18 protein-coding genes are annotated in these 23,144 nt (G+C 72.5%); 11 read left to right on the top strand and 7 right to left on the bottom strand.

Going from position 1 to position 23,144, the window contains the following annotated elements; all coding sequences use genetic code 11:
- The first annotated feature begins 266 nt into the window (after positions 1–266).
- The gene (locus ND748_RS08080; RefSeq protein WP_251745039.1) at positions 267–2,408 is read left to right on the top strand and encodes a glycosyltransferase family 39 protein; all 2,142 of its coding nucleotides are present in this window, start codon (positions 267–269) and stop codon (positions 2,406–2,408) included.
- Between the two features lie 293 nt (positions 2,409–2,701).
- Here the strand turns inward: ND748_RS08080 and ND748_RS08075 are convergent, their stop codons facing one another.
- The 3 genes from ND748_RS08075 to ND748_RS08065 all read right to left on the bottom strand — a co-directional run bounded on the left by ND748_RS08075 (position 2,702) and on the right by ND748_RS08065 (position 6,051).
- Complete coding sequence (locus tag ND748_RS08075) at positions 2,702–3,394, bottom strand: TetR/AcrR family transcriptional regulator (protein WP_251745038.1); 693 nt, start codon at positions 3,392–3,394, stop codon at positions 2,702–2,704.
- A gap of 354 nt (positions 3,395–3,748) precedes the next feature.
- Positions 3,749–4,819, bottom strand: a complete 1,071-nt coding sequence (locus ND748_RS08070) for a DUF2889 domain-containing protein (RefSeq protein ID WP_251745037.1) — start codon at positions 4,817–4,819, stop codon at positions 3,749–3,751.
- Positions 4,820–4,929: 110 nt separating this feature from the next.
- Positions 4,930–6,051 (bottom strand): NAD(P)-dependent oxidoreductase, encoded by a 1,122-nt coding sequence (locus tag ND748_RS08065; protein ID WP_251745036.1) that lies wholly within the window; start codon positions 6,049–6,051, stop codon positions 4,930–4,932.
- Between the two features lie 98 nt (positions 6,052–6,149).
- On the opposite strand from ND748_RS08065, the gene ND748_RS08060 reads away from it, so the two are divergent.
- Positions 6,150–6,497, top strand: coding sequence for a winged helix-turn-helix transcriptional regulator (locus ND748_RS08060; protein WP_374215873.1), 348 nt, complete (start codon positions 6,150–6,152; stop codon positions 6,495–6,497).
- Positions 6,498–6,548: 51 nt separating this feature from the next.
- Here the strand turns inward: ND748_RS08060 and ND748_RS08055 are convergent, their stop codons facing one another.
- A complete protein-coding gene (locus tag ND748_RS08055; protein WP_251745034.1) occupies positions 6,549–7,496 on the bottom strand; it encodes an alpha/beta fold hydrolase in 948 nt (315 codons plus the stop codon).
- 511 nt (positions 7,497–8,007) lie between these two features.
- Here ND748_RS08055 and ND748_RS08050 point away from each other — a divergent pair.
- On the top strand, positions 8,008–9,996 hold the full coding sequence (locus ND748_RS08050) for an MFS transporter (RefSeq protein WP_251745033.1): 1,989 nt from the start codon (positions 8,008–8,010) through the stop codon (positions 9,994–9,996).
- A gap of 478 nt (positions 9,997–10,474) precedes the next feature.
- Positions 10,475–11,386: an HNH endonuclease signature motif containing protein gene (locus ND748_RS08045; protein WP_251745032.1), complete on the top strand. Its 912-nt coding sequence runs from the start codon at positions 10,475–10,477 to the stop codon at positions 11,384–11,386.
- Between the two features lie 331 nt (positions 11,387–11,717).
- Here the strand turns inward: ND748_RS08045 and ND748_RS08040 are convergent, their stop codons facing one another.
- Positions 11,718–13,148, bottom strand: coding sequence for an alkaline phosphatase PhoX (locus ND748_RS08040; RefSeq protein WP_251745031.1), 1,431 nt, complete (start codon positions 13,146–13,148; stop codon positions 11,718–11,720).
- Positions 13,149–13,905: 757 nt separating this feature from the next.
- Between ND748_RS08040 and ND748_RS08035 the strand changes: the two genes are divergently transcribed.
- From ND748_RS08035 to ND748_RS08020, 4 genes are all read left to right on the top strand, one after another.
- Positions 13,906–14,598: a cysteine hydrolase family protein gene (locus ND748_RS08035; RefSeq protein ID WP_251745030.1), complete on the top strand. Its 693-nt coding sequence runs from the start codon at positions 13,906–13,908 to the stop codon at positions 14,596–14,598.
- On the top strand, positions 14,595–15,104 hold the full coding sequence (locus ND748_RS08030; protein WP_251745029.1) for a hypothetical protein: 510 nt from the start codon (positions 14,595–14,597) through the stop codon (positions 15,102–15,104). The genes ND748_RS08035 and ND748_RS08030 overlap by 4 nt, the downstream gene beginning before the upstream one ends.
- A gap of 1,606 nt (positions 15,105–16,710) precedes the next feature.
- Positions 16,711–18,072, top strand: a complete 1,362-nt coding sequence (locus tag ND748_RS08025; RefSeq protein ID WP_251745028.1) for a hypothetical protein — start codon at positions 16,711–16,713, stop codon at positions 18,070–18,072.
- Positions 18,069–18,653: a GNAT family N-acetyltransferase gene (locus ND748_RS08020; protein WP_251745027.1), complete on the top strand. Its 585-nt coding sequence runs from the start codon at positions 18,069–18,071 to the stop codon at positions 18,651–18,653. The genes ND748_RS08025 and ND748_RS08020 overlap by 4 nt, the downstream gene beginning before the upstream one ends.
- A gap of 169 nt (positions 18,654–18,822) precedes the next feature.
- On the opposite strand, the gene ND748_RS08015 is transcribed toward ND748_RS08020, so the two are convergent.
- The gene (locus tag ND748_RS08015) at positions 18,823–19,371 is read right to left on the bottom strand and encodes a TetR/AcrR family transcriptional regulator (RefSeq protein WP_251745026.1); all 549 of its coding nucleotides are present in this window, start codon (positions 19,369–19,371) and stop codon (positions 18,823–18,825) included.
- Positions 19,372–19,508: 137 nt separating this feature from the next.
- Here ND748_RS08015 and ND748_RS08010 point away from each other — a divergent pair, with 137 nt between their 5' ends.
- Positions 19,509–19,964 carry a nuclear transport factor 2 family protein gene (locus ND748_RS08010; RefSeq protein ID WP_251745025.1) on the top strand — a complete coding sequence of 152 codons (456 nt, stop codon included), beginning with the start codon at positions 19,509–19,511 and terminating at the stop codon, positions 19,962–19,964.
- Positions 19,965–20,198: 234 nt separating this feature from the next.
- On the opposite strand, the gene ND748_RS08005 is transcribed toward ND748_RS08010, so the two are convergent.
- Positions 20,199–20,564 (bottom strand): nuclear transport factor 2 family protein, encoded by a 366-nt coding sequence (locus ND748_RS08005; protein ID WP_251745024.1) that lies wholly within the window; start codon positions 20,562–20,564, stop codon positions 20,199–20,201.
- Positions 20,565–21,111: 547 nt separating this feature from the next.
- Between ND748_RS08005 and ND748_RS08000 the strand changes: the two genes are divergently transcribed.
- Both ND748_RS08000 and ND748_RS07995 read left to right on the top strand, forming a co-directional pair.
- Positions 21,112–21,912 carry an SDR family oxidoreductase gene (locus ND748_RS08000; RefSeq protein WP_251745023.1) on the top strand — a complete coding sequence of 267 codons (801 nt, stop codon included), beginning with the start codon at positions 21,112–21,114 and terminating at the stop codon, positions 21,910–21,912.
- A gap of 129 nt (positions 21,913–22,041) precedes the next feature.
- On the top strand, positions 22,042–23,144 hold a 1,103-nt coding region (locus ND748_RS07995; RefSeq protein ID WP_251745022.1), incomplete at its 3' end, for a nitronate monooxygenase.

Genomic DNA, 23,144 nt, shown 5'->3' with positions numbered 1-23,144 from the left:
GGATACGCGGGATACGCGGGGGACGAACGGGTTCAGGACGGGATGCCGCCTCGGCCAGCGCCGGCACCCCACGCTGAGCCCGCCCGCCTCCCGCGCCTCCCGCATATCCCGCGCCTCCCGCACATCCCGTCCTGAACCCGTTCGTCCCCCGCGTATCCCGCGTATCCCGCGCGCTGAACCGCGGCCGCCGCATCGGCGGCGCGTCCGACCCCGACCTGGCCCGCCCGGGGGCGCAACCGCGACAGACAGACCCTGGAGTCTTCTCGATGACGACCACCGCACCCGACGTCGAACCGTCCGACACGATCCGGCTCGCCCCGCGACCAGGCGCCGGGCGCTGGGCCCAACCGCCGCCGCCTCCCCCGCCGGGCAGGGGGCACGGGCGGCTCGGGCGGCTGGCCCGCGGGCCGGCCGGTGATCCGGTCTGGGTCCGGCCGGCGCTGCTGGTCCTGCTGGCCGGCACGGCGCTGCTCTACCTGTGGAACCTCAGCGCGTCCGGTTACGGCAACAGCTTCTACGCGGCGGCCACCCAGGCGGGTTCCCAGAGCTGGAAGGCGCTGCTGTTCGGCTCCCTGGACGCCGGTAACGCCATCACCGTCGACAAGCCGCCGGCGTCGCTGTGGATCTCGGGGCTGTCCGCTCGGGTCTTCGGCTTCTCGTCCTGGTCCGTGCTCGCCCCCCAGGCGGTCGAGGGGGTCGCGGCCGTCGGGCTGCTGTACGCGACGGTCCGGCGCAGCGCCGGCGCCACCGCCGGGCTGCTCGCCGGCGCCGCGTTCGCGCTGACGCCGGTCGCCGCGCTGATGTTCCGGTTCAACAACCCGGACGCCCTGCTGGTCCTGCTCCTCGTCGCCGCCGCCTACTGCACGGTCCGGGCGACCGAGCGGGCCAGCGCGCGCTGGCTGATGCTCGCCGGGACCTGCATCGGCTTCGGTTTCCTCACCAAACTGGCGCAGGCGTTCCTGGTCGTCCCGGCCCTCGGCCTGGCGTATCTGATCGCCGCGCCGACGGGCCTGGGACGTCGGGTGCTGCACCTGGCCGGTGCGGCCGGGGCGATCGTCGTCTCGGCCGGCTGGTACGTCGCCCTGGTCGACCTGTGGCCGGCGTCGTCGCGCCCCTACATCGGCGGTTCCACCGACAACAGCCTGCTGCAGCTCGCCCTCGGCTACAACGGACTCGGCCGCATCCTCGGCTCCTCCGGCGGCGGGGCCGGCGGCGGCGGTGGCGGGATGGGCGGCGGCGGGAACACCGGCTTCGGCGGCGCGACCGGGATCACCCGGCTGTTCGGGTCGAGCATGGGCTCGGAGATCTCCTGGCTGCTTCCCGCGGCGCTGCTCGTGCTGATCGTCGGACTGTGGCGGACCAGGCGGGCCCCCCGCATCGACCCCACGCGGGCCGCGCTGGTGCTGTGGGGCGGCTGGCTCGTCGTCAGCGGGCTGGTGTTCAGCTTCATGAACGGGATCATCCATCCCTACTACACCGTCGCCCTGGCGCCGGCGATCGCCGCGCTCGTCGCCACCGGCGGGACCGCGCTGTGGCGCGACCGCGACCAGTTCCCGGCGCGGGCGGCACTCGCCACCATGATCGCCCTGACCGGCACCTGGAGCTTCGTGCTGCTCGACCGGGTGCCGACCTGGCTGCCGGCACTGCGCTGGATCGTGCTCGTCGCCGCGCTGACCCTGGCCGCCGCGCTGCTCGCGGGTGCGACCCGATTCACCCGGGTGACCGCGGTGCTCGCCACCGCGGCGGTGCTCACCGTCGGCGCCAGCAGCACCGCCTACGCCGCCAGCACCGCCGCGCATCCGCACACCGGTTCGATCCCCACCTCAGGACCGTCCAGCGCCGCGATGGGCGGCGGCCCCGGCGGCAACGGCGGACGCTTCGCCGCCGGCGGCACCCCGCCCACCGGCACCCGACCCACCGGCACCCCGCCCACATCCACATCCACGTCCACGACCGGCGCCGCCTCTGCGACGGGTAGCACGTCCACGACCGGCGCCACGTCGGCGGCCGGGGGCATGACGGCGGGCGGGGGCGGCGGGGAGCAGTCCACGAACTCGGCGCTGACGGCGCTGCTGGCCCGTTCGACAACCACCTGGGCCGCGGCCACGACGAGCGGCGCGACCAGCGCGGCGCAGCTCGAACTCGCCAGCGGGCAGTCCGTCATCGCGATCGGCGGTTGGGACGGCAGCGATCCGGCGCCGACCCTCGCCCAGTTCCAGCAGTGGGTCGCCGACGGGAAGATCCACTACTTCATCGCCGGCGGCGGGGGCATGGGCGGCGGGAGGGGTGGCGACAACGCCTCGGGGACCAGCTCACAGATCGCCACCTGGGTCGCGGCGCACTTCACCGCCACCACGGTGGGCGGTCAGACGGTCTACGACCTGACCGCCACCAGCACAAGCGGCTGACCCGACAACGGCTAGACCCAACAGCGGCTGACCCAACAGCGGCTGACACTGCCCGCCACGGCGGCGACGGACCTCTCGGGGACCATCGCCGCCGCGGCGGGCGTTTCGACCCCGCCGCTGCGATCAACGCGCCCGGATCAACATGCCGTCCGGATGAGGGCGCGAACCAGCCCCGACGATCAAGGTGTTCCGCGGAACCGCGCCACGCATCCAGCCCACCCTCAATCCGGCGATCTCGGTGTTCCCTGAGGTCGGTGGTGTCCGGGGCGGGGTGGTCAGGGGCGGCGGGGTGGTCAGGGGACGTCGGTGGCGGCGCGCTGCCTGGCCAGCAGGGCGCGCAGGCCGTCCACGACGAGGGTGTCGGCGAAGGCGGTGAGGTCGTGTCCCTGGGCCTGCGACCACATCGTCGCCACCCGGCTGAGCGCCGGCCACTGGGCGGGCCGGTCGCTCGGGACGCCGGCGCCCGCACCTTCACGCAGTCGGTGCTGGATCGACCGGGCCATGCCGTAGTCGTGCAGGACGTTGAAGCCGAGCAGCGCGTTCTTCGGCGTCAGGCCGGCGTCCAGCAGGATCTGCAGGTAGCCGTCCATGATCCGCCAGCCCTGAGTGGTGGGCGGGCGGGCGTAGACCAGGACGTCGACGCCCGGCCACACCGCCAGCGCCGCGGCGGAGCGCCGACGCAGCTCGCGCAGGCGCACGTCCCAGTCGCCATGGTCGGGTGGGGGAATCACGACGTCGGCGAGGACCGCGTCGATGACCAGGTCGACCAGCGCGTCCTTGCTGGGAACGTGGTGGTAGGCCGCCATCGCGGACACGCCGAGCTCCTCGGCGAGCGCGCGCATGGTCAAAGCCGCGAACCCCCGATGAGTCCCCACCCGCAGGGCGGCGGCGACGATGTCGTCGACCCCCAGGGCCCGCATCGCCCCGGCCGGCGCGCCGGACGCCTGCGCGCCGTGCGCCGCAGCCGGACGGACACCCGCCGCCACCTCACCACCCGACTCACGTCGACATCGCCAGGCGTCGCCACCTTCCCCGGCACCCCGGGGAACGCCCCGCAGCCAGTATAAAACTGCCGGCCTGGCGGGCCGAAACGATCCCCGACCCCGATCGATCAGTCGATCCGCGAGTCAGTCGATCCGGCCGTTCAGGCCGGGCGGTCAGGCCGGGCGGTCAGGCCGTTCTGGCCGGGCAGGCGAGCCGGGCAGGCGAGCTGAGCAGGCGAGCTGAGCAGTCAGGCCGGACAGTCAGGCCGAGCGGTCCAGCCGGGCAGGCGAGCCGGACGGTGAGGCCGGACGGTCCGGCCAGGCAGGCCAGGCAGGCCAGGCAGGCGAGCCGGGCGGTCAGTCGATCCGGCCGGTGGTGACGAGCTGGTCGACGAGGACGGGGACCTCGGCGAGCGCCCGCAGCGCGTCGTTGAGGTGCGTGCAGCCGTCGGTGCCGACGACGAGTTTGATGACCCGGGCCCGCAGGGTCCGCATCGGCTCGCCGAGCAGCAGGTCGACGTTGCCGGCGGCCGACGGGCAGGTGTCGAAGGGCAGCACCCGCGGGTCCGCGCGGAGCCCGACGAGGCTCATCGTGGCCGGGTCGACGGTGGCGTGCACGCCGTATTCGTGCACGACCGTCTCCACGCCCTGCGGGCTCCACATGCTGTCCCGGAACATCGAGTCGACGGTCAGGACGCCGTGGGACGCCCCGGGCTCGGGTGCGGTCACGTCCACCCGGCGCCGGCGGCGGAACATCGCCGAGTCGCCGGGCGGCGGCGCCATCCGGTGCCAGGCCAGCGGGTCGTCGGGCTGCTCCAGGGGATGGGCGGGCACGAGGTTCTGCTCCAACCCGCCGCCCTGGGACATCCGTTCCAGCGGGCCGCCGTCGGCCCGCCATCCCGAGCAGACCTCCCGCATCGCCTCGACCCGGCTGGCCTGCGTCGCGGCGGCGAACCTCGCCAGTTTCTCCTGCTCGCCGGGCCACAGTCGCCAGGCGATCGGCGCCACCAGGGTCGCGCCGGGCATGTCGTCGAGCAGGAAGTGCAGCGGGGATCCGGTGGCGACGTCCTCGGGGACCAGCTCGCGAAGCAGGGCGCGGTAGCCGCGGCCGCCGCTCTGACCGACCAGTCCGGACAGGGCCCTGCGTGGGGGCACGCTGGTGACGGAACGCAGCGTCCGGGTACCGTCAACGGTGACGCGCAACTGCGCGGAGTCGACCACCGTCGCCTGCCCGTCGCGCCCGGTCACCAGGTCACGGGCGCCGGCGCTGAGGTTCATCGGGGACCCGTAACCGGCGGGCCAGGTCGCGTTGAGGTGGCTGGTGCGCCGCACCGACCCGGGTGCGCGGCGTGGGGCACCACGCTGTGGACTGCCCGGCGGCGGGGTCAGCTCGGCGAGTGCTGGCAGTGGTCGTACGGGAGACGGCATCTGGACCTCCGAGCCCTGTCGGGCGGCACGCCGCAGCGGCGCACCACCCGAATGGGCCGCGCCCGCGGCATAACCCGTCACCCTTTACACAGTAAAGTCGAACTTCCAACTTACCCCCCACGGTCCCGCTGCACTGGGTGACATCGACCACGGGCCCCCAATCCCGGGCCCCGAATTCCGGGTCGCGGCTCCCGGGTCGCGGGTCGCGGGTCGCGGGTCCCGCAGGTCAGGTCAGGTAGGAGCGTGTCGATCACGCCGGTGATCCCCTCGTCGGCGTGGCCGTCCGCGAGGCGGCGCTCCATCGCCGCCAGGTACGGCGTGAGCAGCCCGGCGTCGACACCGAGCTCGGCGGCGGTGCGTCGCAGCGTCGCACTGCCCGCCACCTGCATGGCCAGAGTGGACACCACGCCCGTCGTGTAGTCGCCGCCGTCCAGGTGCTCGGCCGTGGCGGACGCACTCGCCGCCATCGCCCGCAGCCACTCGACGAGCAGGGGGGCGAACGGGCGGGCGGGGACGCCGGCCGCGCGAACCAGGGCGAACGCGTGGGAGACACCGGCGAACATCCCGGTCATCGCGCTGAGCAACGCGACGTCGTGCAGGGCGGCGAACCCCGGGTCCGCGCCGACGTAGCGGGTGTCGAGGGGCACGGCCAGCGTCCGGCCGTGCTCGTCGAACAGCGCCCGCGAACCGCTGTACAGGATGTAACCCCGGTCCGGCGAGCTGCCGACCATCGGGGGCACCGCCATGATCCCGCCGTCGAGGTAGCGGGCGCCGCGCTCGTGCGCCCATGCGGCGCGGGCACGGGCCTGCACCGGGGAGCCGGTGGTGAGGTTGACCAGGTCCCGGCCCGCGAGCTCGGCATCGGCCAGAGCCGCCCCGACCGAGGCGTCGTCGAGCAGGCAGACCACGGTCAGCGGGGTCGCGGCCACCGCCTCGGCGGCCGTGTCGGCGAGCGTCGCGCCCTCGGCGACGAGCGGCTCCGCCCGGGCCCGGGACCGGTTCCAGACCGTGGTCGGATGGCCGGCGGCGAGCCAGGTCCGGGCGAGCGCGGTACCCATCGCACCGAGCCCGAGAACGGCGAGCGGCACCGTCGCGCCGCGATCGGGCTGCCGCCCCCTTCCGCGGGAGCCGTAGTGGGGACGATCGTCAACGACCTGGCGGGGACTGTAGACGTCGCGGGAACGGTCGTCGACGTCGCGGGAATCGTCGTCGCGAGGGGCGGGGTCGGTCATGGCGATTAGGCTGGCGCGAGGTCGATGGAGCGATCAAGTACGCACTTTGAAGTGGGCGCTCACCCGGCGGTGAGTGACCAGGGTGAAGGGGGCACGCCATCGCCATGACACGACGGCCCGGGGCGTACGTCTGCGGCATCGACGCGGCGATGGACGTGATCGGCGGGCGCTGGAAGGGGCTCATCCTGTGGGCGCTGGCCGAGCGGGCCTGCCGCTTCGGCGAGCTGCGCCGGGAGCTGGCGGGGGTGACGGAGAAGGTGCTCGCGTCGCACCTGCGCGAGCTGGCGGCGGACGGCATCGTGCACCGCGAGGCCTTCGACGAGGTGCCGCCCCGGGTCGAGTACTCGCTGACCCCGCTCGGCCGCTCCCTCAACGAGGCGCTGGCGCCCCTCGGCCGGTGGGGGCGCACGAACCTGCTCGGCGACGCCGCGCCGGCCAGGCACTGACCCGGGGCAGACCCGGGGCCGCCCCGGGATCGCCCGGGGCGGCGGGGGTGGTCAGGTCGCCGGGAAGGCGAAGTCGCGGATCAGGGTGACGAGTTCGAGTGGGCGGTCGCTCTGCACGGCGTGGCCGGCGCCGTCGACGAGGGCGTACTGCAGGGCCGGCAGGCGGCGGCGGAACTCGGCGACGTCGGTGTCATGGACGTACTTCGACTCGCCGCCGCGCACGAGCAGCGCCGGCACGGTGATCGTGTCGACCTCGTCCCACAGTGAGGTGAAGTCGAGCCAGTCCGGGGTTCCCGGCGGGGGCGGGCCGAACAGGTCGTACCGCCACGACCAGCGGCCGTCCGGCTGCCGGCGGGCGTTGTGGCGCACGCCGCGGCGCACCCCGGCGGCGGCCCGCAGCGGACTCAGCGCCACCGCGGCGTCGGCCATCTCCTCGAACGAGGCGTAGGTCGGCGGTCCGGAGACGAGCGCCACCGAGCCGCGTTCGGCCGTCGTCATCGTCCGGCCCGGGTCGTTGACCTGCGGGGTGACGTCGACGATCACCGCGCGGCGGCAGAGGTCGGGGCGCGTCGCGGCGAGATGGGTGACGGTCAGGCCGCCGAGCGACATGCCCACCACGACTGCCGCGTTCGGCGCCACGGTCGGCAGGGCCGTCGCCAGCGCCTCGACGTTGCGCCATGGACCGTAGTCACGGTCGGCGCGCCAGGACGACCGGCCGTGACCGGGCAGGTCGAACGCCACCGCCGGCCGGCCCAGCGCGAGCGCCACATAATCCCAGGTGTGGGCGTTCTGCGCGCCGCCGTGCAGGAACACCACCTCGGGATCGGCGGTGCCCCAGCGGATGTAGCTCAGCCGCCGGTCGGCCGCCAGGTCGACGTAGCCGCGACTGACGTCCGGCCTGCCCGCGAACGGCAGGCCCAGTTCCTCGGCGTTCTCGTGCAGCAGTCCGAACTCGTCGTAGTCGTCGGCCGCCAACGTGCTCTCGACATCGGTCGCCACGTCGCCTCGCCTCGCTCTCCTCGCGCCGGCCCTCGGATGGCTGTGCAGTCCACGCGGACGATCTCGTCCCACAAGCAACGACGATCTCGTCCCACAAGCAATGACGATCTCGTCCAGCAAGCAATGTAGAACGCTCCGGCGCCGACGTGCGGCCGCTTCGGGCCATCGATCCGCCAGCCGCGGCGGGAATGCCGATCGACAGGCGCGGTTGTTAGTATCAGTCAAGCAACTATCCGACGTGGACGCGGAGGCACGCGGCCGGCCCGACCAGAAGGCATACGCCTACCTCAGGGCACGCCCGACGCAGAAGGCGCATACCCGACGCAGAAGGCGCATACCCGACACAGCGGGCCCATGCCCCGACGCAGAAGGTACCCGGGCCCCTCACCGCAGCGACGAGATGCAACCCGGCCCCGGCCGACCCCGCCTCGCGCCCATGCCATGCAGTGCGCCCGGCACCGCCCACGGCGGCGGGCCCGGCCCGCATCGGTGATGGAGGGAGCAGCGCCGGATGTCCACGACAGCGGGGACTCCGGTCGACGCAGCGCGCCGGCCAGACCAGGACGACCACTCGGGATACCGCTGGATCGCCCTGTCGAACACGACCATCGGGGTGCTGATGGCGACGGTCAACAGCTCGATCGTCATCATCTCCCTACCCGCGATCTTCCGCGGGATCCACCTCGATCCCCTGCAGCCGGGCAACGTCAGCTACCTGCTGTGGATGCTGATGGGCTACATGCTCGTCTCCGCCGTGCTGGTGGTGACGCTGGGCCGACTCGGTGACATGTTCGGCCGGGTCCGGATCTACAACGCCGGCTTCGCCGTGTTCAGCGTCGCCTCGATCGGGCTGGCCCTGACCCCCTGGCAGGATTCGTCCGGGGCGCTGTGGCTGATCGGCTGGCGGGTCGTGCAGGGCGTGGGCGGCGCGATGCTCATGGCCAACTCGACGGCCATCCTCACCGACGCCTTCCCCACCCGTCAGCGCGGCATGGCGCTGGGCATCAACCAGGTCGCCGCGCTCGCCGGCTCGTTCATCGGGCTGGTCGCCGGCGGCCTGCTGTCGGAGTGGAACTGGCGCGCGGTGTTCTGGGTGAGCGTGCCGATCGGCGTGGCCGGCACGATCTGGTCCTACCGCAGCCTGCGCGACACCGGCCGGCGCGTGGCGGCGCGGATCGACTGGTGGGGGAACATCACCTTCGCCGTCGGGCTGACCGCGCTGCTCGCCGGCGTCACGTACGGCATCCAGCCCTACGGCGGCCACGACATGGGCTGGCTGAACCCGAAGGTGCTCGCCGCGCTGATCGGCGGCGCCGCCGTCCTCGTCGCGTTCGTCCTCGTCGAACGGCGCACCGCGCAGCCGATGTTCAACCTGGCGCTGTTCCGGATCCGGGCGTTCACCGCCGGCAACGCGGCGGTCCTGCTGTCCTCGATCGCCCGCGGCGGGATGCAGTTCATGCTCATCATCTGGCTGCAGGGGATCTGGCTGCCACTGCATGGCTACGACTACGTCGACACGCCGCTGTGGGCGGGCATCTACCTGCTGCCGCTGACGATCGGGTTCCTGGTGGCCGGACCGGTGTCGGGCTTCCTGTCCGACCGGTTCGGCGCCCGCGCGTTCGCCACCGGAGGGCTGACGCTGGTCGCGGCGACCTTCGTCGGCCTGCTGGTGCTGCCGACGAACTTCAGCTACCCGGCGTTCGCGGCGCTGCTGGTCCTCAACGGGATCGGCTCGGGCCTGTTCTCCGCGCCGAACACGACCGCGGTGATGAACGCCGTGCCCGCGGCGACCCGCGGCGGCGCCTCCGGGATGCGTGCGACGTTCATGAACTCCGGCCAGGTCCTGTCGATCGGCCTGTTCTTCTCCCTGATGATCGCCGGACTGTCCTCGACGCTGCCACACTCGCTGCACAGCGGGCTGGCCGCGCAGGGCGTGCCCGCCGACGTCACCGACCGGGTGGCGAACCTGCCGCCGGTCGGCAGCCTGTTCGCCGCCTTCCTCGGCTACAACCCGATGCAGAACCTGCTCGGCGACGACACCCTGCGCCAGCTCCCCTCGGCGAACGCCCAGGCGCTGACCGGCAAGGAGTTCTTCCCGCACCTGATCGCCTCACCGTTCCATCACGGTCTGATCATCGTGTTCTCCCTGGCCATCGCCATGTCGCTGATCGCAGCCGTCGCCTCCCTGCTGCGCGGCGCAAGATACGTCCACGTCGAGACGCTGCTTGCCGCCGAGGCCGCCGCCGGTCCCAGTGCCGACACCGCTACCAGTGCCGACACCGCTACCAGTGCCGACGGCCGCACCGCCGACGGCCGTGTCATCACCGGCGGCCGTGTCATCATCGGCGGCGGAGTTCCGGCCGGAAGCAGGCATTCGACGGAGATCCGCGATCCGGTTGAGAGCAGTCAACCGGCCAAGGGCGTCATGCCGGCAGAGCGGATGCGGACATCCGACGAGGCGGGCGTCGACCTGGACGCGCCGACGGTACGGATCCCCTAGTCGCACTGCTGGTTCCCGTGTCGACTCCGCCCACAGCAGACGAACACATGTTCGACATTCGGGGTGGGTTGTTCTACCGTTGACCCATGGTTCTCGACGACGGCCACGGAGACGGCCCCGACCCGCCGGCCCGCCTCACCACGATCTCCCGGCACCTCGACGGGCTACTCGCCGCCCAGACCTGGCAGCTGACCGACCACGAACTGGACGGGCTGCTCGAGGGCATGTGCCGACTGACCAGCTGGGTCGCCGCCGTCCGAGGCGCCCTGTTCACGGAGGCACAGGACCGCGGGTTCGCCGTACGCCACGGCGCCACCGACCTCACCAGCTGGCTACGCGACCGGCTACGCCTAGCCACCCGCGACGCCCGCCGCCAGGTCACCCTCGCCCACGACACCACCACCCTCTACACCGCCACCGGCACGGCCCTGACCGAGGAACGATCACCGTCGAACAGGCCGCCGTCATCTGCGACGCGATGTGCACCCTGCCCACCGGCATCACCCCCGACCAGCAGGCCGCCGCCGAACAGGCACTCCTACGCTTCGCCGACCAGTTCGACCCCCACCACCTCGCCAAACTCGCCGCCCGCCTGCGCGAAACCCTCACCACCATCGACACCTCCCCCGGCGGCCACAACCCCCACACCGACAGCCACACCGGCGAACTCACCGACACCCCCACCGGCGCCACCCTCATCCACGGCGAACTCGACGCCGAAGGCGCCGCCCTCCTACGCACCGCACTCGACAGCCTCGCCGCACCCCACCCCGCCACCGACGCCACCCCCGACCGGCGCACCCCCACCCGCCGCCGCGCCGACGCCCTCCTCGACCTCATCACCCGCGCCCTCGGCGCCGCCGCCATCCCCACAGGCGGCGGGGCACGCCCACACCTGACCGTCACCATCGACTGGAACACCCTGCTCGCCAACGGCACCATCCCCGCCCTGACCAGCTGCGGACTCCCCCTACCCCACAGCGTCCTCACCCGACTCAGTTGCGACGCGGAAGTCAGCCGGATCATCCTCAGCCCCGCCGGCATGCCCCTCGACGTGGGACGATCAACCCGCACCGTTCCAGCTCACCTACGCCGCGCACTCGTCGCCCGCGACCGGGGATGCACCTTCCCGGGCTGCGATCGACCACCCTCATGGTGCGAATGCCACCACTGCGTGCACTGGACACACAATGGAGTCACCGCCCTCCACAACCTCGTCCTCATCTGCGGCCAGCACCACCGCCAAGTCCACCACGACGGCTGGACCATCACGTTCACCGACGACGGCCACCCCGCCTACATCCCACCCTGGCGCATCGACCCCCACCAAGAACCCCGCCGCAACCCCTACACCCAACACCCCACCGACCTCCTCACCAGCGCCATCTGACCGGCGGCCAACCCGGCCCCGCCTGACTGCCTCTCCATCCTGCCGCCGTCTCCCCCGCGACGGCGTATCGCGGCGGGACGGGGCACCGGCGGCGTCGCGATCCGGCCTGGCCACACGTCCGCACGGATCCGCGCGGACCCTCGACGAGCCAGAGCACGACGGAGGTGCAAGGACATACCGCCGTAGCGGCGACGTCGGTCTACGCTCCGCCAGATCGTCATCCCGCCGGCCCGCCGGCCCGCCGGTCTGGCGGTCTGGCGGGATCGGTGCCCCGCCCGTCCACGCAAGAGCTCGGAGCGGCGCCCGACCACCGACGTCCGCCCAGGACCGGCTAAACGAGTGTGCCCCAGGGGCCGGTGATGACGCAGGTCAGGCCCGGGTACTGGATGTTGACGAACAGGTGGCGGCCGTCCGCGGTGAACCGGGCGCCGGCAGTCTCGCTCGCACCCACCGGTCCAGGTGTCGGGAAGTCCTCGGCGTTCCAGTGGTGCAGGTCGAGCGGGGCGATGACCTTCGCCAGGTCGACGATCCGGCCGGCCGTCGTCAGCAGTCGAAGGTAGTTGTCGCCGCCCGCGTCGTCCTCGCCGTCGCCGTCCTCGCAGAGAACGACGCCGCCGTGCGGGCCGACGGTCAGCCCGTCGGGCTGGTCGAGCACGCCGCCGTCGCGCGACTCGTAGCGCAGTGTCAGCACGCCGCTGTGCAGGCCGGTGGGCCGGTAGGTCCACACCTGCCCCTCCTCGGCGTCGCCGGCCTCGGAGGCAACGAAGGTGAGCTGGCCGCCAGCCCAGTCTGCGCCCTCCAGTCCGAGGAAGCGGGCGCCGCCGCGGGCCCGGCCCTGGCTGTACACCGATCCGGGGTTGGATTCGGCGTCCGACGGGTCGGGGTGGTCGATGTCGACCCAGGTCACCGGCAGGCGCTCGCCCACGCGCTGGCCGGTGGCGGTGTCGTAGGTCGGCTCGCCGCGCACGGCGAGCATCTGCAGCCGCCCGCCGGCCGCCAGCCTCCCGGGACGGTTCGGCAGGAAGCGGTAGAGCCCGTCGCCGGGGTCGCCGTTGTCCTCGGTGAGGTAGACGATGCCGGTCACCGGGTCCACGGGGGCGCATTCGTGCTCGAACCGGCCCATCGCCCGCAGCGGCAGCGGCAGCACCGGGCCGCGGGCGTTCGCCGGGACCTCGAAAACATGGCCGTGCGGCCGTTCGTAGCCGGCGGTCGTCCCGTCGGTCGTCTCCTCGCACGACAGCCAGGTTCCCCACGGCGTCGGTGAGCCGTTGCAGTTCTCCAGCGTCCCGTTGAGCACGAGCCGACTTTCCCGCAGCCGCCCGGCCGCCAGGTCGTAGCGTGACCGGGTCACCCCCGCCGGCGCGGCCCGGTCGTAGGCCTCGCCCGGGCCGAGCGCGCGGCGCTGAACCCCGGGCAGGTCCGGGTCGATCTCGTGGTTGCGCAGCAGCACGACCGTGCCGCCGCCGTCGTCGAACAGCGCCTGGCCGTCGTGGGCGATCGGGGTGGGCAGCCCGTCGGACATCGGCATGCCCGCGCGGCCGAACGAGGTGTAGTGGAACCCCGGTGGCAGGGCGAGCTCGGCTCCGGCGGGCCGCAGCGCTCCCAAGCCCACCGGCGTGGCGCCGGAGCCGGCCGGCGCCGCCGACGAACCGGGCGATGTCGCCGGCGAACCGGCCCAGGCGGGTCCGGCGAGCCCGGGGGCCAGTCCCGCCCCGAGCAGGCCGAGACCCGTCGCTGTCAGCACCTGTCTGCGTGTTGCCATGCCCGTCCCCGCCCGCCATCGGAGGATGCACCGGCCGCTCGGCCGCCGCCGGGCACGCTAGGAGCGACGGACGACGATCCAATGGCCCCCATCCGTCCGGCCGGCTGACGCGCAGCGAACAGCTTCCTTTTTCCCAGCTCAACCCGGTTTGCGGGCATATCGCGCCGCCTTGCTTCGAGCCGGTCATCCCCGGCGGCGAGTTGATGCGTCGGTCCGCGGCCGAGCGGACCATGGTCGGCGCGGATGCCGATCACGGGACGGATGCCGAGCAAAGGACGGATGCCGAGCACGGGGCGGACTCGTGATGCCGGCCATGAGCGCCGCTGCTGACGATCAGTCCGGATCGTTGTTGGACACCCGCCGCCGCCCCGGGCAGGCTCAGTCTTGGCCGGGGCCGACTCCAGCACCCCACCGGAGCGGACCTTCCGCGAGGCGGCGGGGCGACACCGCCGGAAGAGGCCCCGCCAGCGCGGGGCAGAGCGAAAGAATCCGCCCACGCAAGCAGACCGGAAGACCGCCACGAGGGCACGGCGGGAGCACGGCCGGGCGAGGGCACGGCCGGGCGAGGGCACCGCAAGGACGACCCCGCCAGACCACGCCGACCCAACAGCACGAAGGCACAGCGGCGACACAGCCGGACAGGGCCACCGCAAGGACGACCCTGCCAGAGCACGGCGGACGGTTAACCGCCACAAGGGCGCGGCCAGGGCGGGGCGGGGCCGGGGCGGGGCGGGCGAGCCGCCGGGGAGGAGCCACCGTGTCTGAGGTGACGGGCGACGGGGCGGCGGTGGATCCGAGCGGGTGGGCGCTGCTCACCATCGACGTGCAGAACGATTTCGTCCGCGCGGACGGACCTGGCACCATCGCGGGAACCGAGACGTTGCTGCCGGCGATGGCCCGCGCCGCCGGCGGCTTCCGCGCGGCCGGGCTGCCGGTGTTCCACCTGGTCCGGCTCTATCTGCCGGACGGCTCGAACGCGGAGCGCTGCCGGCGCGCGTCGATCGCCGCCGGCAGGCGCCTGGTCTGCCCCGGTAGCGACGGCAGCCAGCTCCACCCCGCGCTGGCGCCCCCGGGCGGCGGCCTGCGCTTGGACTACCGAGCGTTGCTGGCGGGTGCCACGCAGCGGCTGGGACCGCAGGAGTGGGCGCTGTTCAAGCCCCGGTGGGGCGGGTTCTACGCGACCCGGCTCGCCGACGAGTTACGCACGCTGGGCGTCGGTACCGTGGTCGTGGTCGGCGCCAACTTCCCCAACTGCCCGCGGACGACCGTCTACGAGGCCAGCGAGCGTGACTTCGAGGTCGTGGTCGTCGCCGACGCGATCTCCCGGATCTACCCGCGGGCGCTGGCGGAGTGTCGCGACATTGGTGCCCGGGTGCTTGACACGGGCGAACTCCTTGCCGCGCTTGGTCCCGCCGCTGGCACGGCGGCTACGGCACGGCCCGTCGGGTGAACCCATCCAGTAGCGCGGTGAGGCCGGCCGGGTCGGCGAACGTCGGCCGGGTCGGCGAACGTCGGCGGGTGGCCGCCGGGAATCTCGACGGAGTTGACACCGAGGGAGCTGTCGGCGAGGTCCCGCTCGGTTCCGAGGGCGAACATCTCGTCGTCGGCGGCGCAGAGGACGACGGTCGGCAGTGCGGCGGGTTCCGCGTGGCCGAGGGGGTAGCGGCCGGCGGCGGGAGCCATCGGCCGCAGCCGCGCGGCAAAGCGCCGAGCCTGGTCCGGCTCCAGCCGCGGGTAGAGCGCCGCGACGCCATCGGCGAGTCCCAGGCGCAGGTAGAGCGCCGCGACGCCATCGGCGAGTCCCAGGCACGGGTAGAGCGCCGCGACGCCATCGGCGGATCCCAGGCGCGATGCAGTCGGGACCGGCCGGCGGCCAAGGGGGAGCCCGCGCGCAGCGGACCGAGGCCCGGGCACGGGAGCAGGGTGAGCGCCTCGGTTGCGTCGCCGACACCCTGAAAATTCTTTGGGACCACGAGGTGAGCGACCACCCGGACGCCGTTGTCTATCCGTTTCGAATACCTTGCGGATGCGACGGAGTCGACGGGCGGACGGGCCGGTGTCGAGCGAACCGGCGCGCGATATTCACCCAACAGATGCGCGACCCTTGCTCCGGGTTGGTCCTACTCCCGTACGCCTAGACAATCCGGGGTCGATAGCGAAGATGCTGCGTTGTTCTGCACACTCCGGACGGTGTGTCAGAGCCAGCCGGATTGCGGCACCCTGGCGCCCCCTCGCGGCTGGCCCCACCGACGGCGGGCGATTCCGGTCCGGACGGGATCGTTCCGCGCTCCACGCATTCGGCCGAATGATGACGACGGACGGCCGGCGCGCCAAGAAATCATCCGCGGGACGGCGCCACGGCAGCCCATCCGGCCTGTGCTCCTTGCCGGCCTGCGCACCTGGCCGGCCTCGGCACCCACAACCTGGACATCCATCCGTCCTGGTCGCCTAACCGACCGGGGCAATTCACCGACCTGCACCCCCCCGCTGGCCTGCACGTCATCAGCCCGGCACCCCGCCAGCTCGGCACCCCGTCGGCCTCGCACCCCGCCGGCCCGGGACGCCAACGGCCCGGCGCGCCGACGGCCACCGGAGCCGGCAGGTTACACAGAGCCGCAAATCAAGCAAGTCAGGCAAGAAGGACGCAACGGCTAGATCTCGCACATCCGACAGACAACGCGGAACGGACGATTGGGTGCCCGATTGGGGGCCCCTGTGGTCACTTCGGGCCACATGAGCCTGTCGACCGGACTACTGGAGGAGTCCGGTCGGGCTCTGGTGCCGGCCGGCGATCCGCTGGGTGGTGAGACCCCTCGGCGGGCGCTGGCGCTTCCACCCGCCGAGGGGCGGTGCCCCACCGCTCAGCGACCACCGGCGCGGCGGCAGGGCACGATCCGATAGCCGGCGATGTCGTCGAGGGTGCGAGCGTGGTCCTCCGCGAGCCGCGCCTCTGACCAGCCAACAAGGGTCTCGACAGGGCCGCCGTCCGCATCGAGGACCGTGATCGCGTAGTCCGACGCCCGCGGGCCCTGGGGCGGGATCCAGTGCCGACCCGGTCGGCGGACCGGCAGGCTCCGCGGGGGTACCCGAATTGGGGAGGGACGGGGGGCCCGAGTGGTCGGTGTGTATGGAGCACATCGGTAGTCGGGGTGCCGCCGGTATCGGGACCAAGGTCCCGTCGCGCCACCCGTCTGAGCCAGATTCGGCGGAATGTCCCCCCCATCCCGGGTAGACCCCGGCAGAGTCGAGGACGAATCACCCCCATCGGGGGTCCGCGATGTGGCGTGCACAACCTCTTCGTCCCCGAGGGGAGGGGATACGGAACTCGGTATTCCTGCCGAAGGGCTCGATGGTGTCACGAAACCTCCTCGAAACGGCGTTAACCGGATCACCGGTGGTGCCGGGGGCACTCCCGCGGTACCCACCTGGGTGGCCCGGGGGTGCCTCGGTAGGTGCCATGACACACTTCGGCCCCAGTTCAGCGACAGAGTGCAATAGATGGGTGCTCGTCCCGCAAGGACCTGTTGCACCCCTCGAAACGGATGCGGCCCGGAGGTTAACGGTGGAGGCTGAACGGCAACGCAATGATGCGCTGGACCAGCTGGCAACCATGCTCCAATCTCTGATCGGAGACAACGAGACCAACATCAGCAGACTCGCGGAAAGGACCGGCTTCAAAAGGCAGCAGGTTTCCCGGGCAGTCAACGGCCGAGAGGTACCTTCGCCGGACCTCTCCGATGCCCTGGATGTCGTTCTCCCCTGCGGGGGGGCAATCAGGCGGCTTCGTGACGTCGCCGACCGGGAAAAGCGGGCACGACGCCTCGGCGTCGTGCCCCCCATGAGAAAACCAACCGATGAATACGTTCCTGCACCGGAGGGGATGCTCGTAGCCAATGGTGCACGGACGATCGATCAAGGGGTGATTTCCACGAACCGGCGAGAGTTCGCGGCCCTGCCCGCGCTGCCCGCCCTGTCCGCCCTGGCGGTCTCCACCCGCCAGCGCATCGAGACCGGCAGCGCCTCCGACCGCACGCTCGACGAGCTGGAGTCCGACGTAGACGAGATCGCCCAGGTCTACGGCTCCGCCCCGCACGCCGCCCTGCTGGGCGAGGTGGCCGGGCGCTGGAAGCAGATCGAGGCGATCCTCGACGGTCGGATGTCCGCGGGCACCCGCAGTCGGGTGACCCTGCTCGGCGGCCAGCTCACCTACTTCCTCGGTCGGCTGGCCTTCAATACCGATGACTTCCGCTCCGCCCGTCGCTTCGCCGGCCTCGCCGGCACGTATGCGAACGAGATCGGCGAACCCGTTCTCATCATGTCGGTGGCGGCACTGCAGAGTTCCATCGCCTATCACACTCAGCGCTATCGCCAGGCCATTGCCGCGCTGAGCGTCGTCCACCACGTGAATCATCCGTACATGGATGCGAGAATGGCCGCCTACGAGGCGCGGGCATATGCGAAGGCAGGCGACAACGACAACGCCCGGCGCGCGTTGAACCGGATGGAGGCGGCCTCCTGCTCGATGGCACCGATGCCGGGTGAAACTCCGGTCGGTCCGGCTGCGGTTGCCATGTTCCGGTCCGGTGTCGCCATCACGATGGGCGATGCCGACATGGCCCGTGAATGGGCGCCAATCGCGGTGGCGGGTTATCGCCGCAGAGGTGGCGACTTCACCGTCGAGGAATCACAGCACGCCTCGATGTCCGACGCCTCGCGGCATCTCCTCGGCCCCGACGCGGAACCCGAGGAGGCGGCCCGCATTGCCATGGACGTGATGACCAGCGCACCGGCCGAACTGACGCACACCGTGAAATCGCGGCTGCGGCAGTGCGCATCTTCCTTCTCCCCGTCACATCATCGGATACCCGCGGTCTCGTCCTTTCTTGAGGCGTGCCGCACGCTGCCGGCCGGAACGCCGGGATGATGACGACAAAGACGGTCGAGAAAGCCATCCCGACGCTCACGACGGAACGCCTCACTCTGCGTCCGCTCGACAATGCCGACGTCTCCGGTTTCGTCGAGATCTGGTCTGATCCCGAGTTCACCCGCTACATCGGTGGACGGTGCGATCCGGACAGCGTGTGGCACGCGATGGCCGGGAATATCGGCTGTTGGGCGCTGACCGGCGTGGGTCCCTGGGCGGTCGTGGAGCAGTCGACCGGGACCCTCGTCGGCCGCGCCGGGCTGTGGACCGAACCCGGCTGGCCCGGTATCGAGGCCGTCTGGTTCATCCGCCGCGACCGCTGGGGCCGTGGCTACGCCCGCGAGGCCGCCACCGCCGCCATCGACTGGGTCTTCGCCCAGCGGCCGGACCTCGCGGAGGTCGTGTCGATCATCCTGCCGGAGAACGCCGCGTCGGTCCGCGTCGCCGAACGGCTCGGCATGACCTCCCAGCGCCTGGAGTTCCTCCACGGCGAGCACCACGCCGTGTACACGATCAGCCGGTCCGACTGGGCCGTCGCCCTGCCCGCGCAGGCCGCGCAGGCCGCGCAGGCCGCGCGCTGACAGCACCCGCACGCCGCACGCCGCACGCCGCACGCCGCACGCCGCACGCCAGAGTAACGACGGGCGACCTCGATAGACGAACATCGCGAGCACAACGCACCAAGACACAACGGGACACCACGCACGCGACGAACGGTGGCCGGGCCCAGGCACAACCGGGCCCGGACCGTCACCGTTTGGCGGCGAGGCCGTCCAGGACGACCGCGACCGCCCCACGGCTGACCGCGGTGGGCACGGGCAGTGCCGCCGCCGCCTGGGTCAGGCCCCGGACCAGGAAGTAGAGCTCGTCGACGGAGACGTCCCGACGGGCCACCCCCGCCTCCTGCGCGCGACGCAACACGGCGTCGACGGCGTCGCGCAGCCGCTGGGCCGCGTCCGCCGCGCCGGAGGGAACCTGGTCGGCGGCGCCGAGCAGGTTCGCCAGCGTCACCTTCGTCGCGCCCCGCTCGACCATCGCGGTGACCAGATCGCCGAGCGCCGGACCCGGCGCGGGCGCGGTCGCCAGCGTGCGGGCGTGCGCGACCAGGTCGTCGAAGTGCCGGACGAGTGTCGCCTCGACGAGATCGGTCTTGGTCGGGAAGTGCCGGAACACCGTGGCAACGCCCACCCCGGCCCGCCGGGCCACCTCCTCCGTCGACGCCTGCGCGCCGAGCTCGCCGAACACCTCCTCGGCGGCGGTGAGGATGCGCTCACGGTTCAGCCGGGCGTCGACTCGCATCTGCGACCACCCCTCACCCGACGACGGCACCCTCCCGTCCGTCGTATCACCCCGCGCCGCCAGGGGGCGTAAACGAAGTCGCCACTTCGGCTAAGATCCGAAGTGACGACTTCGCTTATTGTGCCAGGAGGCTCCGGATGACTCCCACCGCCACCCCCACCGAGGTCTTCCACGCGCTCGCCGACGCGGTGCCGCGGCTCGTGCTCGGTGACCGCTCCCAGCTCGAGCCCCTCATCGACCTGTACGCCGAGCCCACCGACGTCCGCCTTCCGTTCGCCCCGTTCCCGACCAAGCCGCTGCGTACCCGCGACGACCTGCGCCGGCACTTCGGCGGGGCGACAGTGGCGGCCGACGGAGTCGAGAGCTTCGCCGCGATCGAGCGGACCGTGCACGCCACCGCCGATCCGGAGGTCGTCATCGGCGAGTTCCACTACGTCGGCCGGGCGCATGCCCGCGACTTCGACGTCGCATGCATCTTCGTGCTGCGGGTGCGCGCCGGGCGGATCGTCGAATCCCGCGACTACACCGACCCGGTCGGGTTCGCCCGTGCGTTCGGCCAGCTTGACACGCTCGCCGCGGCCCTCGTGGGCTGATCGCCGCGTCGGCCGCCCGTCGGGCAGGGGCGCGGGCGTTTGTCCTCCCTCCGAAAACCGTACCGGCGGCCCAGGGATCAGACCGAGACAAGGCCAAACCGGCGACACCGGTCCGACGAGGCCATTCCGGACGACGCCCGTCCGACGACGCCCGTCCGACGACGCCCGTCCGACGAGGCCAGTACGACGGGGCCAGTACGACGGGGCCAGGCGGGCGGGGTGTGGCGGGCGGGGTCAGGCGGGCGGGGGCGTGAACTCCGGCTGGTCGATCAGGCGCAGCCAGGAACCGTCCGGCTGGCGGCGGACCACCTGGGCGCGGGCGCCCGCGCCGTCCTTCGGCGGGGTCGAGGTCAGGGCGATGTCGCCGCTGGCCAGGGTCGGCAGGGGTGCCTCCTGCTCGAACGGCGGCAGTTGCGGCAGGACCTTCGCCCAGAAGGCGTGGATGGCCCCGCGGCCGACCGTCACGCTGCCCGGCGGGTAGGCCATCACCGCGTCCGGCTCGTACAGTGCCGCGATGCCCTCGGCGTCGCGGGCATTGACCCGCTCGACGAACAGCCGGGTGAGGTCCTCGGGCTGCCACGCCTTGTCGCGCTCCGACATGTGTCCTCCTCCGTGGGGAGCCTGGTGGTGATCGGGTGCGTGCTGCTGCCGTTCCAGGATCTCCGGACCCGAGATCAGAAGTCCAACAGATGGTTTGGATGGCTTCCAGAACCTGGGGTCATGGTGGTTCGCAAGATCGGAAGCCACCCACCGTTCGATGCGCCCACACCGGCGACCCGCCCCAGCGGACGCCGAATGTAAAGAACCAGTCACCTTTGACGGCCAGAATTCGGACAGATCAGACGTACCGGACGCCTCCCCGCAGGCCGTCCGACCTGCCCCTTTGGCGCCCCGGGCCCCCCGGAGGCGGATGCCCGGGGTAGCTCCTTGGTGGAAATCGCCCTTCCGCTGCACTTGCACGGAGTTCGGGCACTGCCTAGTGTTCCTGCTGACTCAGATCAACAAGTGGCAGGATTCAGCAATCCGGACCGTCCAGGACCGGACCCGCGAGCTCCCCTCCTTTCTCGGTGAAATCATTCACCGAATACCTCTCGCGGCGCCGCCGACTGCCCTCTTATTGAGATTTAGCCATCGGCAGGGAGGTTTCATGCTGCTCGCGGACAAGGTTGTCGTCGTCACCGGTGGTGGCCGCGGAATCGGCGCGGCGCTCGCCGACCAGGCCGCGGCGGCGGGTGCCCGGGCGGTCGTCGTCGCCGACATCGACCTTGCCGTCGCGCGGGCGACGGCCCAGCGTGTGGGCCTGCGCGGCACCGCGGTGGAGGCCGTCCGGGCCGACGTCGGGTCACCGGCAGACCTCGACGAGCTGGCCCGGCGAACCCGCGAGATGTTCGGTTTCGTCGATGTTTTCTTTTCCAACGCCGGAATCGCGGCGGGTGCCGGGATCGACGCCACCGCCCGCCAGTGGGCGCGCGCCTGGAGCATCAATGTGATGTCTCACGTCAACGCTGCCCGCATTGTGCTTCCGAGCATGCTGGAAAGGGACAGCGGCGCGTTTGTCATCACCGCTTCCGCAGCCGGTCTGCTCAATATCCCCGGGGACGCGCCATACGCCGTGACGAAAGGCGCCGCGGTCGCTCTCGCGGAATGGCTGGCACTCACCCACGGTGGCCGCGGCGTGCAGATCAGCGTCCTGTGCCCGCTCGGCGTCCGCACGGACATGCTGGTGGACGCCCTGAACGCCGGTCACGAGACAGCCCGCGCGGTGGTGGCGTCCGGCCCGGTCCTGGAGGCCGACGAGGTCGCCCGATGTGCGATCGAGGGCGTCGCCGAGGGCCGTTTTCTGATATTGCCCCAGGCGCAGACGGCGACGGCGTACGCCGAGAAGGCCGCCGACCCGGAGGGCTGGCTCGCCCGGCACCGCCGGGCCACGGCCGTCCCCGCCTCCTGACGCCCTCCCGCGGGCACCGCCGCCGTGGCGTGGCCCGTGCCCGCCGCCCCGGCCAGTCCCGACCGTCACCCAGCCGTCCACCCGGCGGCCGTCCGCCCGGCGGCCGATCATCGTTGGAGAAGTGAGTCCATGCAGGCAAGCGCGCAGCCTCCCGCCGCCGCGGTGGGCACCTCGCCGGCACCGGTCCCGGCGCCCGCCGCGGCCCGACAGCGGCGTGACCTCGTCCTCGGGGTGAGCCCGCTCGGCGAGCCCGATCCCCGGCTGGTGGCGGCACTGTGCCACGCCGGCGCCTGGGGCGTACTCGACCTGGGCCGTGACCCGGTCGCCGCGCTCGCCGCGCTGCACACCACGGCGCGCCTGGTCACCGGCAGGTTCGGGATCCGGCTGGCCTACCCGGATCTGGTAGCCCCGGGGGATCTCGCGGCCTTCGCCGACCGCATCGGCCTCGTGCTGCTGCCCGCGCCGCCGCCCGGCGACGGTCCGCCCGGCGACGGTCCGCCCGGCGACGGGGCTGCCCGCCAGGACGCGCGCGACCTCGACTGGCAGGACCACCCCGACGTCGACCGACAGGACCACCCCGACGTCGGCCAGCACACCTCCGACCAGCACACCCTCGACCAGCACACGCCCGACCAGCACGTCCCCGACCGGGCCGATGGAGCCCGGGGTTCTGGAGTCGGGCCGCGCCGGGCGGAACTCGCCGCGCTGCCGGGCGCGCGGCGGCTGGTCGAGGTCACAACTGTCGAGCAGGCCCGAGCGGCGGCGGCCGCGGGGGCACACGGGCTGGTGGCCCGGGGCAACGAGGCCGGTGGCCGGGTCGGTGAGCTCGGCGCGTTCGTCCTGCTTCAGCAGTTGCTCGACGGCGTCGGCCGGGACCTGCCGGTGTGGTGCTGGGGCGGGATCGGGGTCCGCACGGCGGCGGCGGCGGTCGTGGGCGGCGCGGCCGGCGTCGTGCTGGACAGCCAGCTCGCCCTGCTCGCCGAGTCCGACGTGCCCGCCGAGACCGCCGCGGTACTGCGCCGGATGGACGGCACCGAGACCGTCGTCGCCGGCGGCCACCGGGTTCTGCAGTCCGCGCTGGACCGCCGCACCCACGGCGACGCCGCAACCTGGCCGCCCGAGCGGGTGCTGAGCCGGCTCGGCAGCAGCAGCGGCGGCAGCGGCAGCGGCGGACGGCTCCTACCGGTCGGCCAGGACGGCTACCTCGCCGGCGTGTTCGCGCAGCGGTACGG

The organism is Frankia sp. AiPs1 (assembly GCF_023716945.1).
In the GTDB taxonomy this organism is placed as follows: domain Bacteria; phylum Actinomycetota; class Actinomycetes; order Frankiales; family Frankiaceae; genus Frankia.
The sequence above is the reverse complement of the archived record's forward strand: the minus strand, read 5'-3'. Positions and strand labels throughout refer to the sequence as shown.